This window comes from Salmonella sp. SG203, from assembly GCF_013350575.1.
In the GTDB taxonomy this organism is placed as follows: Bacteria; Pseudomonadota; Gammaproteobacteria; order Enterobacterales; family Enterobacteriaceae; genus Salmonella; species Salmonella enterica.
The window spans coordinates 174,508-190,570 of sequence record NZ_SNMT01000002.1 but is presented as its reverse complement, the minus strand read 5'-3'; the positions used below and the strand labels follow the sequence as shown (position 1 = coordinate 190,570).

The 16,063-nt window shown below is 52.0% G+C and carries 13 protein-coding genes; 8 read left to right on the top strand and 5 right to left on the bottom strand.

Translation table 11 applies throughout. The features are described 5' to 3' along the window. The first annotated feature begins 95 nt into the window (after positions 1-95). The 6 genes from rlmKL to rmf all read left to right on the top strand — a co-directional run bounded on the left by rlmKL (position 96) and on the right by rmf (position 8,020). A complete protein-coding gene (gene rlmKL / locus HV477_RS04100; RefSeq protein ID WP_079899241.1) occupies positions 96-2,204 on the top strand; it encodes a bifunctional 23S rRNA (guanine(2069)-N(7))-methyltransferase RlmK/23S rRNA (guanine(2445)-N(2))-methyltransferase RlmL in 2,109 nt (702 codons plus the stop codon). 12 nt (positions 2,205-2,216) lie between these two features. Then, the gene (locus tag HV477_RS04095; protein ID WP_175064926.1) at positions 2,217-4,124 is read left to right on the top strand and encodes an ABC transporter ATP-binding protein; all 1,908 of its coding nucleotides are present in this window, start codon (positions 2,217-2,219) and stop codon (positions 4,122-4,124) included. A gap of 14 nt (positions 4,125-4,138) precedes the next feature. Further along, positions 4,139-5,392 (top strand): membrane integrity-associated transporter subunit PqiA, encoded by a 1,254-nt coding sequence (pqiA, locus tag HV477_RS04090; protein WP_000333152.1) that lies wholly within the window; start codon positions 4,139-4,141, stop codon positions 5,390-5,392. A gap of 4 nt (positions 5,393-5,396) precedes the next feature. Then, positions 5,397-7,037: an intermembrane transport protein PqiB gene (gene pqiB, locus HV477_RS04085; RefSeq protein ID WP_000433414.1), complete on the top strand. Its 1,641-nt coding sequence runs from the start codon at positions 5,397-5,399 to the stop codon at positions 7,035-7,037. After that, complete coding sequence (gene pqiC / locus HV477_RS04080) at positions 7,034-7,597, top strand: membrane integrity-associated transporter subunit PqiC (protein WP_000759136.1); 564 nt, start codon at positions 7,034-7,036, stop codon at positions 7,595-7,597. The genes pqiB and pqiC overlap by 4 nt, the downstream gene beginning before the upstream one ends. A 255-nt stretch (positions 7,598-7,852) precedes the next feature. Further along, positions 7,853-8,020 carry a ribosome modulation factor gene (gene rmf, locus HV477_RS04075; protein WP_001537784.1) on the top strand — a complete coding sequence of 56 codons (168 nt, stop codon included), beginning with the start codon at positions 7,853-7,855 and terminating at the stop codon, positions 8,018-8,020. Between the two features lie 99 nt (positions 8,021-8,119). Here rmf and fabA read toward each other — a convergent pair whose 3' ends face one another. Beyond that, positions 8,120-8,638, bottom strand: a complete 519-nt coding sequence (gene fabA / locus HV477_RS04070; RefSeq protein WP_000227928.1) for a bifunctional 3-hydroxydecanoyl-ACP dehydratase/trans-2-decenoyl-ACP isomerase — start codon at positions 8,636-8,638, stop codon at positions 8,120-8,122. A 68-nt stretch (positions 8,639-8,706) separates the two neighbouring features. Continuing rightward, positions 8,707-10,467 (bottom strand): Lon protease family protein, encoded by a 1,761-nt coding sequence (locus HV477_RS04065; protein WP_079899243.1) that lies wholly within the window; start codon positions 10,465-10,467, stop codon positions 8,707-8,709. A 185-nt stretch (positions 10,468-10,652) separates the two neighbouring features. On the opposite strand from HV477_RS04065, the gene matP reads away from it, so the two are divergent. Then, on the top strand, positions 10,653-11,105 hold the full coding sequence (gene matP / locus HV477_RS04060) for a macrodomain Ter protein MatP (RefSeq protein WP_000877172.1): 453 nt from the start codon (positions 10,653-10,655) through the stop codon (positions 11,103-11,105). A gap of 71 nt (positions 11,106-11,176) precedes the next feature. On the opposite strand, the gene ompA is transcribed toward matP, so the two are convergent. Together ompA and sulA are read right to left on the bottom strand one after the other, a co-directional pair. Beyond that, positions 11,177-12,229: a porin OmpA gene (ompA, locus tag HV477_RS04055; protein WP_001670727.1), complete on the bottom strand. Its 1,053-nt coding sequence runs from the start codon at positions 12,227-12,229 to the stop codon at positions 11,177-11,179. A gap of 356 nt (positions 12,230-12,585) precedes the next feature. Next, complete coding sequence (gene sulA / locus HV477_RS04050) at positions 12,586-13,095, bottom strand: SOS-induced cell division inhibitor SulA (RefSeq protein ID WP_000288732.1); 510 nt, start codon at positions 13,093-13,095, stop codon at positions 12,586-12,588. Between the two features lie 216 nt (positions 13,096-13,311). Between sulA and HV477_RS04045 the strand changes: the two genes are divergently transcribed. Beyond that, the gene (locus HV477_RS04045) at positions 13,312-13,917 is read left to right on the top strand and encodes a TfoX/Sxy family DNA transformation protein (protein ID WP_001202375.1); all 606 of its coding nucleotides are present in this window, start codon (positions 13,312-13,314) and stop codon (positions 13,915-13,917) included. On the opposite strand, the gene yccS is transcribed toward HV477_RS04045, so the two are convergent. Continuing rightward, entirely contained in the window at positions 13,904-16,057 is a 2,154-nt protein-coding gene (gene yccS, locus HV477_RS04040) for a YccS family putative transporter (RefSeq protein ID WP_000950869.1), read from the bottom strand. The two genes, HV477_RS04045 and yccS, sit on opposite strands and share 14 nt — an antisense overlap. Positions 16,058-16,063: the final 6 nt, after the last annotated feature.

Here is a 16,063-nt window from a genome sequence, read left to right as displayed (position 1 = left end):
ACAGTCCCTCAAATGAAAATAAGCCTTCAACTTTATGACATGGGCGTGAGATTAGCTATAATGCGCAACAATTTTCTTAGCGTAAAAGTGACAATATGAATTCTCTGTTTGCCAGTACGGCCCGCGGGCTGGAAGAGCTGTTAAAAACTGAACTGGAAAAACTGGGCGCCGTAGGGTGTCAGGTTGTTCAGGGTGGGGTCCATTTTCAGGGCGACACGCGGCTTATTTACCAGAGCCTGATGTGGAGCCGCCTGGCCTCGCGTATTATCCTGCCGATGGGTGAGTGCAAGGTCTACAGCGATCTCGATCTTTACCTCGGCGTTCAGGCGATAAACTGGACAGAGATTTTTAATCCTCGCGCGACGTTTGCGGTGCATTTCAGCGGCCTGAACGACACCATCCGTAATAGTCAGTATGGCGCGATGAAAGTTAAAGACGCGATTGTTGATGCGTTTACGCGGAAAAATCTTCCGCGTCCAAATGTGGACCGCGAATCGCCGGACCTCCGTATTAACGTCTGGCTGAATAAAGAAACTGCCAGCATTGCGCTGGATCTCAGTGGTGATGGCCTGCACCTGCGCGGTTATCGCGATCGCACCGGGCTGGCGCCAATTAAAGAGACGCTGGCGGCAGCGATTGTTATGCGTTCCGGCTGGCAGCCAGGTACGCCGCTGCTCGACCCTATGTGTGGTTCGGGGACACTGTTGATTGAGGCCGCGATGTGGGCGACCGATCGCGCGCCGGGCCTGCACCGTGGTCACTGGGGATTTAGCGGCTGGGCGCAGCATGACGAGACTATCTGGCAGGAAGTGAAAGCCGAAGCGCAGACCCGGGCGCGTAAGGGGCTGGCGGAGTATTCCTCTCATTTCTACGGTTCCGACAGCGATGCGCGTGTCATTGAGCGGGCGCGCAGCAACGCCCGTCGCGCCGGTATCGGCGAGCTTATCACCTTTGAAGTGAAAGATGTGGCGCAACTGAGTAATCCATTGCCGAAAGGCCCGTATGGTACGGTGATCAGTAACCCGCCTTACGGCGAACGTCTGGACAGCGAACCGGCGCTGATTGCGTTGCACAGCCTGCTGGGCCGTACCATGAAAAATCAGTTTGGCGGCTGGAACCTGTCGCTGTTCAGCGCTTCGCCCGATTTGCTGGGCAGCCTGCAATTACGTGCCGACAAACAGTTTAAAGCCAAGAATGGCCCGCTGGACTGCGTGCAGAAAAACTATCATATTGCGGAAACCACGGCGGACAGTAAGCCGGCGACGGTGGCGGAAGATTACGCTAATCGCCTGCGTAAAAATCTTAAAAAGCTGGAGAAATGGGCGCGCCAGGAAGGGATTGAATGCTATCGCTTGTATGATGCCGACCTGCCGGAATATAACGTGGCGGTAGACCGTTACGGCGACTGGGCGGTGATTCAGGAATATGCGCCGCCGAAAACGGTGGATGCGCAAAAAGCGCGGCAACGTCTGTTCGATATTATTGCGGCAACCTTGTCAGTGCTCGGTATTCCGCCGAATAAACTGGTGTTAAAAACCCGCGAACGGCAAAAAGGAAAAAACCAGTATCAGAAAATGAGCGAGAAGGGCGAGTTCCTTGAGGTCAGCGAATATAATGCGCGCTTATGGGTAAATCTGACGGATTATCTCGACACCGGTCTGTTCCTCGATCACCGTATTGCCCGCAGAATGCTGGGAGAAATGAGCAAAGGCAAAGATTTCCTGAATCTCTTTTCTTATACCGGCAGCGCCAGCGTACATGCGGGTCTGGGCGGCGCGCGCAGCACCACAACGGTGGATATGTCCCGCACCTATCTGGAGTGGGCCGAACGTAATTTGCGTCTGAACGGACTGAGCGGCCGCGCGCATCGCCTGATTCAGGCCGACTGCCTGGGCTGGCTGCGCGAGGCGAATGAACAGTTCGATTTGATCTTTATCGATCCGCCGACGTTCTCTAACTCAAAACGTATGGAAGAGTCGTTTGATGTTCAGCGCGATCATGTCGCGTTAATGAAAGATTTAAAACGCCTGCTGCGTAAAGGCGGCACCATCATGTTCTCAAATAATAAGCGCGGATTCCGTATGGATCTGGAAGGGCTGGCGGAACTGGGGCTTACCGCACAAGAAATTACGCAAAAAACGCTCTCCCCGGATTTTGCCCGTAACCGTCAGATTCATAACTGCTGGCTGATCCGCGCCGCCTGAAAGGAAAAGTAAATGTCATTAATCAGTATGCATGGCGCATGGCTGTCGTTCAGCGACGCGCCGCTTCTCGATAACGCAGAGTTGCATATCGAAGATAACGAACGCGTCTGTCTGGTGGGGCGTAACGGCGCCGGGAAATCCACCTTGATGAAGATCCTCAACCGCGAACAGGGTCTGGACGATGGGCGTATTATTTATGAGCAGGATCTGATCGTCGCGCGTCTGCAACAGGACCCGCCCCGTAATATTGCGGGCAGCGTCTATGACTTTGTCGCCGAAGGTATCGAAGAACAAGCGGAATACCTCAAGCGCTATCATGAGATTTCCCGTCTGGTGATGACCGATCCCAGCGAGAAAAACCTCAATGAAATGGCGCGCGTACAGGAACAGCTCGATCATCATAATCTTTGGCAGCTGGAAAACCGTATTAATGAAGTGCTGGCGCAGCTTGGACTCGATCCTAACGCCGCGCTGTCGTCGCTCTCCGGCGGCTGGCTGCGTAAAGCCGCGCTGGGTCGGGCGCTGGTCAGCAATCCGCGCGTATTGTTACTGGATGAACCGACTAACCATCTGGATATCGAAACTATCGACTGGCTGGAAGGGTTTCTGAAAACCTTTAACGGAACGATTATTTTTATCTCTCACGATCGTTCGTTTATTCGCAATATGGCGACCCGCATTGTCGATCTCGATCGTGGCAAACTGGTTACTTATCCGGGAAATTACGATCAATACCTGCTGGAGAAAGAAGAAGCGCTGCGCGTAGAAGAATTACAAAACGCGGAATTTGATCGCAAACTGGCGCAGGAAGAAGTCTGGATTCGCCAGGGTATCAAGGCGCGCCGCACCCGTAATGAAGGGCGCGTGCGGGCGTTAAAAGCGATGCGTCGTGAACGCAGCGAGCGCCGGGAAGTGATGGGCACGGCGAAGATGCAGGTCGAAGAGGCGGCGCGCTCCGGTAAAATCGTTTTTGAGATGGAAAACGTCGATTACCAGGTAGAAGGAAAACAACTGGTAAAAGATTTCTCCGCTCAGGTACAGCGCGGTGACAAGATTGCGTTAATTGGCCCGAACGGCTGCGGTAAAACCACGCTACTGAAACTGATGCTGGGACAGCTTCAGGCTGACAGTGGGCGCATCCACGTAGGAACGAAGCTGGAAGTCGCCTACTTCGATCAGCATCGCGCCGAACTGGACCCGGAAAAAACCGTGATGGATAACCTGGCGGAAGGCAAGCAAGAGGTGATGGTAAACGGTAAGCCGCGCCATGTACTGGGCTATTTGCAGGACTTCCTGTTTCACCCCAAACGGGCGATGACGCCCGTCCGCGCGCTTTCCGGCGGCGAACGTAACCGTCTGCTGCTGGCGCGACTGTTCCTCAAGCCGAGCAATCTTTTAATTCTCGATGAACCAACGAACGATCTTGACGTCGAAACGCTGGAACTATTAGAAGAATTAATTGATGGCTATCAGGGCACGGTACTACTGGTCAGCCACGATCGGCAATTTGTCGATAATACCGTGACGGAATGCTGGATTTTCGAGGGCGGCGGCAAAATCGGACGTTATATTGGCGGCTACCATGATGCGCGCGCGCAGCAAGAGCAGCATCTGGCGACGAAACAGCCAGTGGCGAAAAAAAATGAGGAAGTTATTGCCCCTAAAGCAGAAATTGTAAAACGTGGCAGTAGCAAACTAAGCTATAAACTGCAGCGCGAGCTGGAGCAGTTACCCGGTCAGCTTGAAGACCTGGAAGCGAAGCTGGAAGCGCTACAGGCGCAGGTTGCGGATGCGGCCTTTTTTAGCCAACCCCATGAGCAAACGCAGAAAGTTCTGGCCGATTTAAGTCAGGCGGAGCAAGAACTTGAGCAAGCCTTCGAACGTTGGGAGTATCTTGAAGGCCTGAAAAACGGGGCATAACGAAAGGAGCGCCTATGTGTGAACATCACCATGCTGCGAAGCACATATTGTGCCCGCAATGCGACATGCTGGTGGCTTTACCCCGCCTCTCGCATGGGCAAAAAGCAGCATGTCCACGATGCGGCGCAACGTTAACGACCGAGTGGGACGCGCCCCGGCAGCGCCCTACCGCCTATGCGTTAGCGGCACTATTTATGTTGCTGCTTTCTAACCTTTTTCCCTTCGTGAATATGAATGTCGCGGGCGTCACCAGCGAAGTCACGCTTCTGGAAATCCCCGGCGTCATGTTTTCTGAAGATTACGCCAGCCTCGGCACGTTCTTTTTATTATTTGTCCAACTGGTGCCGGCATTTTGCCTGGTGACCATTCTATTACTTGTCAACCGCGCCAGTCTGCCGTTGTCGGTAAAAAAAACGCTGGCAAGGATCTTTTTCCTCCTCAAATCGTGGGGAATGGCGGAAATATTTCTCGCCGGGGTGTTGGTCAGTTTTGTTAAGCTGATGGCCTACGGCGATATCGGCATCGGCAGCAGTTTTATTCCCTGGTGCTTATTTTGTCTCGTTCAACTGCGGGCGTTCCAGTGTGTCGATCGCCGCTGGTTGTGGGATGATATCGCCCCGCAGCCTGCACTGGCGCAGCCGTTAACGCCGGGGATTACCGGTATCAGGCAGTCTTTGCGTTCTTGCGCCTGCTGCACGGCGATCCTGCCTGCGGAGAGTCTCGTCTGTCCGCGTTGCCATACGAAAGGCTATGTCCGGCGTAAAAACAGTTTGCAGTGGACGCTGGCGTTATTATTTACCTCGATCATGCTTTATCTGCCCGCCAATATTTTGCCGATTATGATTACCGACTTACTGGGCTCGAAAATGCCGTCGACCATTCTGGCTGGCGTGATTTTGCTGTGGAGCGAGGGGTCTTATCCGGTGGCGGCGGTTATCTTTCTCGCCAGTATTATGGTGCCGACGCTAAAAATGATCGCCATTGCCTGGCTTTGTTGGGATGCGAAAGGCCACGGTAAGCGCGACAGTGAACGGATGCATTTTATTTATGAAGTAGTGGAGTTTGTGGGGCGCTGGTCAATGATTGATGTCTTTGTCATTGCCGTACTCTCTGCGCTGGTGCGTATGGGAGGGTTAATGAATATTTATCCTGCGATGGGTGCGTTGATGTTTGCTTTAGTCGTCATAATGACAATGTTTTCTGCGATGACCTTTGATCCGCGTCTGTCGTGGGATCGTGAATACGAACCAGGCCATGAGGAGTCCTGATAGCATGGAACCTAAAAAAGGGGAAGCCAAAGTACAAAAGGTGAAAAATTGGTCGCCTGTCTGGATATTCCCGATTGTTACTGCGCTTATCGGAGCCTGGATTCTGTTTTATCACTACAGCCACCAGGGACCGGAAGTTACCTTAATTACCACCAATGCGGAAGGCATTGAAGGCGGAAAAACGACGATCAAAAGTCGCAGCGTGGATGTCGGCGTGGTTGAAAGCGCGACGCTGACTGACGATCTGACCCATGTACAAATCAAAGCGCGGCTTCATTCCGGTATGGAGAAGTTGCTGCATAAAGACTCGGTATTTTGGGTCGTAAAACCGCAGGTGGGGCGTGAAGGCATCAGCGGGCTTGGGACGCTGCTATCAGGCGCGTATATTGAACTACAACCAGGAAGTAAGGGCAGTCAGCCGGAAAGCTATCAGCTTCTTGACTCACCGCCGTTGGCGCCGCCCGATGCCAAAGGTATTCGTGTGATTCTGGACAGCAAAAAGGCCGGTCAGCTCAGTCCTGGCGATCCCGTTCTGTTCCGGGGCTATCGGGTAGGGTCCGTTGAAACCAGCTCTTTCGATCCGCAAAAACGGACAATGAGTTATCAGTTGTTCATTAAGGCGCCAAACGATCGATTGGTCACCAGTAATGTCCGATTCTGGAAAGATAGCGGTATCGCTGTGGATCTGACATCGGCGGGAATGCGCGTGGAAATGGGATCGTTGACGACGTTGTTTGGCGGCGGCGTGAGTTTTGATGTGCCGGAAGGACTTGAGCAGGGGCAACCCGTCGCCGAAAAAACGGCGTTTAATCTCTACGACGATCAAAAAAGTATTCAGGATTCGCTGTATACCGATCATATCGATTACCTGATGTTCTTTAAAGATTCGGTGCGCGGATTACAACCCGGCGCGCCGCTGGAGTTCCGCGGTATTCGTCTGGGGACGGTAAGCAAAGTGCCTTTCTTTGCGTCTAAAATGCGCCAGGTATTTAACGACGATTACCGTATTCCTGTGCTGGTGCGCATTGAACCGGAGCGTCTGAAAGCGCAATTGGGAGAAAATGCGGATGTTGGCGCGCATTTGACGGAACTGCTTAAGCGCGGTTTACGCGCTTCGCTTAAAACCGGTAACCTGGTGACCGGGGCGCTGTATGTCGATCTGGACTTTTATCCTAAGGAGCCGCCGATTACCGGGCTACGCGAATTTGATGGTTATGAAATTATTCCCACCGTCAGCAGCGGTCTGGCGCAAATTCAACAGCGACTGGTGGAAACGTTGGATAAGATCAACAACCTGCCGCTGAATCCGATGATTGAACAAGCGACCAATACGCTGTCGGAAAGCCAGCGTACTATGCGTCGGCTGCAAACCACGCTGGATAATATGAACAAGATTACCTCCAGTCAGTCGATGCAGCAGCTTCCGGCGGATATGCAAACGACGTTACGCGAACTTAACCGCAGTATGCAAGGCTTCCAGCCTGGATCGGCGGCGTATAACAAAATGGTGGCGGATATGCAGCGTCTCGATCAGGTGCTTCGTGAGTTACAACCGGTGTTGAAAACTCTGAACGAGAAGAGCAACGCGCTGGTATTTGAAGCGAAGGATAAAAAAGATCCTGAGCCTAAGAGGGCGAAACAATGAAAAAATGGCTAGTCGTGATAATGGCGTTCTGGCTGGCGTCATGTAGCTCCGGCGGAGAGAATAAAAGCTATTATCAGCTCCCGATAGCGCAAAGCGGTGTGCAAAGCACCGCAAGCCAGGGCAACCGTCTCTTATGGGTAGAGCAGGTTTCCGTACCTGACTATCTGGCAGGTAACGGCGTGGTGTATCAAACCAGTGATGTCCAGTATGTGATTGCCAATAACAATCTGTGGGCCAGCCCGCTGGATCAGCAATTGCGTAACACGCTGGTGGCGAATCTTAGCGCCCGGCTTCCTGGCTGGGTCGTCGCTTCCCAGCCGTTGGGAACCACCCAGGATACGTTGAACGTTACCGTAACCGGATTCCATGGACGTTACGATGGTAAGGTTATCGTCAGCGGGGAGTGGCTATTAAACCACAACGGACAACTGATTAAGCGGCCTTTCCATATCGAAGCCAGCCAGCAGAAAGATGGCTATGATGAGATGGTCAAAGTACTGGCAAGCGCATGGAGTCAGGAAGCAGCCGCTATCGCAGATGAGATAAAGCGCCTTCCCTGAGATAAAAGTAATGTAAATTTAACCGCTTCAGGTCGTGCGCCTGAGGCGGTTTTTTTATTTTTGACGCCGGAAAAATAGTTGTTATGGCTCACATTTTTTGTACAAATGATTTACCGTATAGCTCACAAATATGACATTGGTGTGAATTTTGCGCATTGACGGGCGATCCATTTAGAGGTATTCGTGTAGTGTGATTGCACATTTTGTAATCACTGTTTTCTTTTCCACCAGATACAAATATGAGGGAAACGAGGCATGAAGAGACAAAAACGAGATCGCCTGGAACGGGCACATCAACGTGGATATCAGGCCGGCATCGCCGGACGATCAAAAGAAATGTGTCCCTATCAGACGCTGAATCAACGGTCATACTGGTTGGGAGGTTGGCGACAAGCCATGGAGGACAGGGCGGTAATGGCCTGATTCTGTCTCTTTAGAAAAAGAAACCTCCGCAGTGCGGAGGTTTCGCCTTTATGGGCTTTGCAAGCATGATACCGATAGCGCGGAATATCAATTCAACACTTAGAACGCGGAAGTATCCTGGAACAAACCGACTTTCAAATCGTGTGCGGTATAGATCAGACGACCATCCACCAGAACCTCACCGTCCGCCAGGCCCATGATCAGGCGACGGTTTACGATACGTTTGAAATGAATACGATAGGTGACTTTCCTGGCTGTCGGCAGAACCTGGCCGGTAAATTTCACTTCGCCCACGCCCAGAGCGCGGCCTTTGCCTTCGCCGCCCAACCAGCCCAGGTAGAATCCCACCAATTGCCACATAGCATCCAGACCCAGACAACCGGGCATCACCGGATCGCCGATAAAGTGGCATCCGAAGAACCATAGATCCGGATTGATATCCAGCTCGGCTTCGACATAGCCTTTGTCGAAATTGCCGCCCGTTTCGGTCATCTTAACGACGCGGTCCATCATCAGCATGTTCGGTGCAGGGAGTTGCGGCCCTTTAGCGCCAAACAGTTCACCACGACCAGAGGCAAGAAGGTCTTCTTTTGTATAGGATTCGCGTTTATCTACCATGTTTTATGTAAACCTTATTTTATTGAAGCACGCAGGATAGCTAACACGTGTACGCTGAACAAGTCCGATCAGTTCGGAATAAAAGCGTTCAGCCAACGTAATGGCCACGGGAAACGATGACGGCCTTCCTGTTGCGTCGCCTGCGCGATACGCTCCTGGATAGTCTGCATCAACGTCGTTTGACCTTCGCCATCCCACACCAGATTTAACAGTAGCGGTAAGGCGTCGGTCACGTCGTCTACCGCCCAGATAGTGAACTTCTCTTCTTTAACCGCTTGTAGCAGTTCAGATTTAAGACTGAGATGGCGGACATTGGCGGCAGGGATAATCACGCCCTGTTTACCGTTTAATTCCCGCTGCTCGCAGATGGCGAAGAAACCTTCAATTTTTTCGTTTAGCCCGCCCACCGGTTGCGCACGACCAAACTGATCGACCGAGCCGGTAATCGCAATATTTTGATTCACTGGCACATTGGCCAGCGCGCTGATAAGCGCACATAATTCCGCCATTGAGGCGCTGTCGCCATCCACTTCGCTGTAGGACTGCTCAAAGGTTAACGAGGCAGAGAAGGGAATTTGTTGCTCCAGCTGCAACTCCGACATCAGGAAGGCCTGCATAATCATCATTCCCTTAGCGTGGATATTCCCGCCAAGTTCGGCCTTGCGCTCAATATCGTTAAATTCGCCATCGCCGATATGCACAACACAGCTAATTCGCGACGGTTCGCCAAAGGCGCGCGGATGTCCGGGAAATTCAATGACGGAAAGCGCATTGATTTGTCCAACGCGTTCGCCTTCGGTTTCAATCAGGATCTGCTCTTGCAGAATCTCATCCTGCATCCGTTCCGCCAGAAAGCCTTCTCGCCATTCGCGTCGGGCAAGCATCAGGCTGAGCGCTTCTGCGCCGCAGGTATCGCCTTCGCATAAAGGCGACGCCTCCTTAAACTGGCGGGCTATCCACAGTGGGCAAAGAGGCAGCGTATCCTGTTCGCCGGTATAGCGCACAGCCTCGCGTATCAGGACGGGCCAGGCGTCCGGTGTCGGAGGGGGCAAATTATCGCGTAAAGCGATACGCGTCACCCATTGACACCACAGGGTCATAGCTTCTGCGTCCGCTATCTGTAAATTGTCTTCAAATTCACTGTAGATAGCCTGTTCCGCGAGCTCTGGTTCCATCTCCTGAAAATCAGCCAGTGATTCACGTTCGCCAACCAGAATCACCTTCAGTTTGAGCGGCATTGATGGCACGGAGACCGGTAATGGACGCGACTCGTCAAAGGCCACCCAGTCAAAACGCTCGCGGCTAACGATGGCTTTCAGACGCATCCACAGTAACGGCTGCGCCAGAAGGGTTCGTAAGGAAATAATCAGCACGCCGCCGTTCGCCTGATGAACCAGTCCCGGCTGCAGGGTAATGTCGCCGTTATACTGCCGCAGGCAACCAAAGAGCTGTTCGGCTTCGACCCAGTCCGCGCTGACGATTTGTGTGACGGTGGCAAAGTTGTCTTGCGCATTCTGCGCGGCGCGGTAATGAACAGTATGCCCGGAAACGTCATAATGTCCGCCGGTTAATTGTCCGGCATCGGTTTGCAGAGCGCGGACGGCATCTGAAAGTAAAGTGAGATACTCTTGCTCTTCAGGCGCTTTAGTCAGCATAAAAGAGGATGATGCCCACGGCTGTATAAGCTGCTCAAGCGCAAATTGCAGTCGTGGCTGAGTATCACTGAGTAAGGTGTCGTTTTCGTCAGTCGCGTGTGGCTGTGCAAATATCTCCTGATAGCTTTCGCTATCCGGAACCAGATCACGCCATGCAAGTTTCGTAATGGTCAAAGTTGAGGTTTTTTAGTCTGTTGTAAAAGGGGGGATTATAGCCTAACCCGTCACGCTGCACACGCGGAAAGCGAATGCAAAGTAATATGAAGACGTGTAACCATTCACAGGTTCGAGATTCTTTTCTTCAGATGGCTAAAAAACTGATATTCTGATAACAGTTACACGGTAACATTGGGATCGCAATGAAATATCAACAACTTGAAAATCTTGAAAGCGGTTGGAAATGGAAATATCTGGTGAAAAAGCACCGCGAAGGGGAGTTGATCACCCGCTACGTGGAAGCCAGTGCAGCCCAGGAAGCCGTCAATTTGTTGTTGGCCCTCGAAAATGAACCGGTGCGGGTAAATGTCTGGATAGACAGGCATATGAATCCTGCCTTGCTTAATCGGATGAAACAAACCATTCGGGCAAGACGCAAACGACACTTCAATGCGGAACATCAGCATACGCGCAAAAAATCTATCGATTTAGAGTTTATGGTCTGGCAGCGTCTGGCGGGCCTTGCGCAGCGACGCGGTAAAACATTATCCGAAACGATAGTGCAACTGATAGAAGACGCGGAGCATAAAGAGAAATATGCCACGCAAATGACCACGTTAAAGCAGGATTTACAGGCGTTATTAGGCAAGAAGTAACGCTGAAAGGCGTTGTCATCCAGACCAGAGCAAAAAACCCCGCGACGCGGGGTTTTTTATCAGACGGAAACTTAAGCCTGCGGCTGAGTTACCACGTCTTTAACGCCTTTAACTTCGATCTCTACGCGACGATCCGGAGCCAGGCAATCGATCAGGGCAGCGCGAGGTTTCACGTTGTCACAGGTGTTGCCGGTAACCGGGTTAGATTCGCCCATACCACGTGCGGAGATTTTGTCAGACGGAATACCTTTGGAGATCAGGTAATCAACAACAGACTGAGCACGTTTCTCGGACAGACCCTGGTTGTAAGCGTCAGAACCGATACGGTCAGTGAAGCCCAGAACGACAACGGAACCGTCTTTCGGATCCAGGTTGCTCAGCTGGCTGTACAGCTGATCCAGAGCCTGCTGGCCTTCCGGCTTCAGGGTAGATTTGTTGAAGTTGAACAGTACGTCAGACTTCAGAGTGAAGTGCTTGGTCTGTACTTCCGGAGCCGGTGCCGGTGCCGGTGCGACTACCGGAGCAGCTTCTTGCTGGCCGAAACGGTAGGAAACACCTACGCTCAGCAGGCCGTTGTCCGGACGGGTGCCGATGGTGTTGGCATCACCGATGTTGTTAGTCCACTGGTATTCCAGACGGGTTGCGATTTCAGGGGTGATGGCATACTCGATACCGCCCGCGAATACCGGGGAAACGCCGGTGTCGTGGTCTTTAGTAGACGGGCCGCCAGGGACGTTAGACTTGGTGTCTGCACGCCATACCATACCACCCAGACGGGTATAAACGTCCAGATCGTCAGTGATTGGATAACCCAGTTTAGCGGTCAACTGAACGCCCTGAGCTTTATAAGCGCCATTGATGTTGTCGCCTTTGTACGGCATACGGCCTAACCAGTCGTAGCCCATTTCAAAGCCAACGTACGGGTTAACCTGGTAACCACCAAAAGCACCTGCGCCCAGTTGGTTTTCATGAGTCGGGCCATCATTGTTAATGAAGCCGGTGTCATGGTACTGAGACCAGCCCAGTTTAGCACCAGCGTACCAGGTGTTATCTTTCGGAGCGGCCTGCGCTACGGTAGCGAAACCAGCCAGTGCCACTGCAATCGCGATAGCTGTCTTTTTCATTTTTTGCGCCTCGTTATCATCCAAAATACGCCATGAATATCTCCAACGAGATAACACGGTTAAATCCTTCACCGGGGGATCTGCTCAATAGTTACTCTACCGATATCTACGGCTTATGCTGAGCACCCCTGGCGATGTAAAGTCTACAACGTAGTTGGAAACTTACAAGTGTGAACTCCGTCAGACATGTGAAAAAAACATGACGGATATACACATCATTTAACAGTTTCAGATGATAAATCGTACAGCAAAAATTGCGGAAACCGCTTCTGACAAGCGTTCTCGCAAAAAAAACGTTAGCACTTAAAGGAGATACGTTCGCGTAAAAAAAAGTCCAGGATAAATCCTAATTTTACTTAATGATACAAATTAGAGTGAATTTTTAGCCCGGAATGCTGTCTCCTGGGTAAAGCGTGCGCACGTACAGGGCGCATGATAAACCCTACCGCATTACCTACCTTCGCTGCTTCAACCAGGCTGGCATGTTCTTCTTCTGTCAGTTCTTCAGTCATCCAACCAATTACCACGCTGTAATTTCCTGTACGCAAAGCGCGGATCATCGACTCCAGCGTATGACGAGGCGCAAGCTGGCTAATTTGCATCACTTTCGTTAATGGCAAACCTGAAGACTGTACCCATTCACGGCTGAGCTTTTGCTGCGGCGTGAGCCAGAGCTGCCAGCGTGATTGTTGGCCTAACTGACGGAGTAAAGGCAAAAGCAGGAGTTGCGCCATCATGGGCTGGTCTTCGTGGTAGACAACTTCACTGACCAGTCCTGCCGCGGCATTTTCCGTAGCGGTGCGCGCAGCGTTGTGGGTAGTGGTAGGAAATGACGAAGAACGATTTGCATAACCTGAAGTGTACATAATCAATCCAGCCCTGTGAGTTACTGTATATTCATACAGTACCCCTGTGGCGATGAAAGATCAACTCTATTTTCGGAAACTGTCTCGCAATTTTTATTCTTAGTGGCGTCAAAAATAAAAATCATCTTGCTCGCGGAGTATAAGTTGCCTATTTTCGTCATTAACGGATCCGTTACTGCAAATCATTCTTTTACTTTATGATTTAAAAGGAATTTTATGAGAGCACTCTCTTATGACAGGATCTATAAATCGCAAGAATATTTGGCCTCTTTGGGGACGATCCAGTATCGATCTTTATTCGGTAGCTATAGTCTGACTGTGGAGGATACCGTCTTTGCGATGGTGGCTAATGGCGAGCTTTATCTCCGCGCCTGTGAAGAAAGCGTACCCTACTGTGTGAAGCATCCTCCCGCCTGGCTCATGTTTATGAAATGTGGACGTCCCGTTATGCTCAACTATTACCGGGTGGATGAAAGCCTGTGGCGCGATCAGCAGCAGCTGGTACGTTTATCGAAGTATTCGCTTGACGCGGCAATGAAGGAAAAACACAGCCGTATTTTACAACACAGGCTCAAAGATCTCCCCAATATGACCTTCCATCTGGAAACATTGCTCAATGAGTCAGGGATAAAGGACGAAAATATGTTACGCATACTGGGCGCGAAAATGTGCTGGCTAAGGTTGCGACAAAGCAATCCCTTGCTGACGGTGAAAGTTTTGTATGCCCTGGAAGGCGCAATTGTCGGCGTACATGAAGCGGCGCTCCCGGCGAGTCGTCGCCAGGAGCTTGCCGACTGGGCTCATTCGCTTACGGCTGGGTAATTAATGTAGAAGTCGGCGGTGAAATTTGCCGTTGCAAGCGTCCAATCTCGGGCAGTAAGGCAATGAGCAAACCAATTTGTTGAACAACCAGAGGTTCTTTGCTGTCCGGACGTGTTTCCAGCGACTGAACTCGCTGCTTTAAACCCTCCAGCGCCTGGTGTACGCGCTGTTCGTCTTCAGGTTGATGATGAAGCGCATCATCAACGTAGCAGACCGCGTCATCCAGAAGCCCCAACACGTCCGGATTACTGAGCTTTTCGCGGTGCGCGCCGAGGGCGGAGATATAGCTGGTAAAAGTGTGATTGAGGCAAAGCAGCCTGAACGCCGCCTCCCGGGTTTCAGCCGTGACGTCGGGTTCGCTCGACATATTAGAAACCACGGATGCCAGTTCTGCATCGCGGTTGTGCGCGTCGCGTCTGGCAATGCGATAGGCCAGGCGGTTATCCCGTCCCTGGTGATATTGCTCAAGAATCGCATCAAGGTAGCGGCAATTAGCATCGGTGGCGCGCTGGAGTACCCGGGGAAGGTTGCGAAAGCGCCAGTCTGGCCAAATAAAGCTGACCGCAGCCCAGGCGATAGCGCAGCCAATTAACGTGTCGACGACGCGCGGTAACGCTACCTCAAAGCCTTCGCCCAGGAGGTTAAAGCAGAGTAATACCAGCAGGGTGATGAACATCGTCGCATGGGCATACTGCACATTACGGAATGCGAAGAAAAGCACGCCGGTAATCACCAGCAGAACTAACTGTCCTTCAAGCGAAGGGACAAACCATAAAATCGGCAGGCCGATCGCAACGCCTACCAACGTACCGATAATCCTGAGCGCAAGGCGATGGCGGGTCGCGTTATAGTTAGGCTGACAAACGAACAGGCTGGTGAGCAATATCCAGTACCCGTGGCGCATCCCGGTAATTTGGATGAGAGCATAACCGATGCACAATACCAGCGACATGCGTACCGCATGGCGAAAGAGAGCGGACTCCGGGGTAAAATTACGGCTCAGACGCAGCCAGATGTCGCTAAACCCGTGCAGGCTATCGTCAGCCAACTGGTTTTCTGACTCATTGCGCGGCATTGCCTGGGCCTGCTCCGACTCGATCGTCGCCAGTTGCGCATCAATAGCGCGTAGGTTGGTTAATAAGAATCCAAGCGTATTCAGCAGCTCTAAAGAAGCGCCGCTGGCGCGCATACGTTCAAGCGCGGCGTCAATGTGGGTAAAGACGCGTTCAAAGCGCGGATCATGCTGGTACGGCGTACGCAGTAAGATACAGCGCGCCAGCTGCGTACAGGCCTGCGCCTGCATCGACATCAGACGTTGAAAGCGGAACATGACGTCGCTATGGCGAAAATAATCGCGCAGCGTCTGGTATTGAATATGCGAAGAACTGGCGCGTTCATGAATATCCTGCGCCACAAAATAGTAATGGAGAGTGCGGCGCGTACCGCGTTGACCGCGATCGCCGCGCAGGCGAGTCAACAACGACACTTTCGTTTGGTTCAGCGTCGCCATTAACTGCCCGTTCGCTAACGCTAAATCATAGAGCGGCGCCTGGCTTTCATCTTCAATATCAGGATCAAACAGACGTGATTTCAGTTCCAGATAGTGCGCCAACTGTTCGTAACTGCGTGCCAGATTATCCTGCAACGGACGGATCGGAAATAGCAGATGCCCGGTTAGCGTCAGTAGGTTATACCATACTGCGCCTGCCAGCAGGAGCAGTGGTTGCTGATACCAGTGATCGTATAAAGAAGCGCCCAGCATCGTATAAATCGCAATGAGTAACGCGCCGAACGCGATGGTGGCATAGCGTTGCCCCAGTCCTCCCAACAGAATAAACCCGCTGGTGGATAACGTTAAGCCCAACGCAAATAGCCACGGCCAGGGAAAGAGCAGCTCCACAGAAGCCGACGCGATAAAAAAGCAAATTAAGGTAATGATTAAATTACGCAAGCGTCCGGCAAGGCGGTCGTCGAGATCGGTTAGCGCCGCGGCAACCATACCGAGCGTGAGCGGGATGGTCAGTTTGACGTCGCCCAGCCACCAGGGCAGGGCGGTGGTGCCGCACAGAGCGATAAAAATGCGGATGTAATACAGCCAGGTACTGTTCCAGGTATAACGGCGAATCAACGGACTTAACATAAAGGC

Coding starts and splice junctions, on each gene's coding strand:
- rlmKL (WP_079899241.1), top strand. CDS start 96: ATGAATTCTCTGTTTGCCAGTACGGCCCGCGGGCTGGAAGAGCTGTTA.
- HV477_RS04095 (WP_175064926.1), top strand. CDS start 2,217: ATGTCATTAATCAGTATGCATGGCGCATGGCTGTCGTTCAGCGACGCG.
- pqiA (WP_000333152.1), top strand. CDS start 4,139: ATGTGTGAACATCACCATGCTGCGAAGCACATATTGTGCCCGCAATGC.
- pqiB (WP_000433414.1), top strand. CDS start 5,397: ATGGAACCTAAAAAAGGGGAAGCCAAAGTACAAAAGGTGAAAAATTGG.
- pqiC (WP_000759136.1), top strand. CDS start 7,034: ATGAAAAAATGGCTAGTCGTGATAATGGCGTTCTGGCTGGCGTCATGT.
- rmf (WP_001537784.1), top strand. CDS start 7,853: ATGAAGAGACAAAAACGAGATCGCCTGGAACGGGCACATCAACGTGGA.
- fabA (WP_000227928.1), bottom strand. CDS start 8,638: ATGGTAGATAAACGCGAATCCTATACAAAAGAAGACCTTCTTGCCTCT.
- matP (WP_000877172.1), top strand. CDS start 10,653: ATGAAATATCAACAACTTGAAAATCTTGAAAGCGGTTGGAAATGGAAA.
- ompA (WP_001670727.1), bottom strand. CDS start 12,229: ATGAAAAAGACAGCTATCGCGATTGCAGTGGCACTGGCTGGTTTCGCT.
- sulA (WP_000288732.1), bottom strand. CDS start 13,095: ATGTACACTTCAGGTTATGCAAATCGTTCTTCGTCATTTCCTACCACT.
- HV477_RS04045 (WP_001202375.1), top strand. CDS start 13,312: ATGAGAGCACTCTCTTATGACAGGATCTATAAATCGCAAGAATATTTG.
- yccS (WP_000950869.1), bottom strand. CDS start 16,057: ATGTTAAGTCCGTTGATTCGCCGTTATACCTGGAACAGTACCTGGCTG.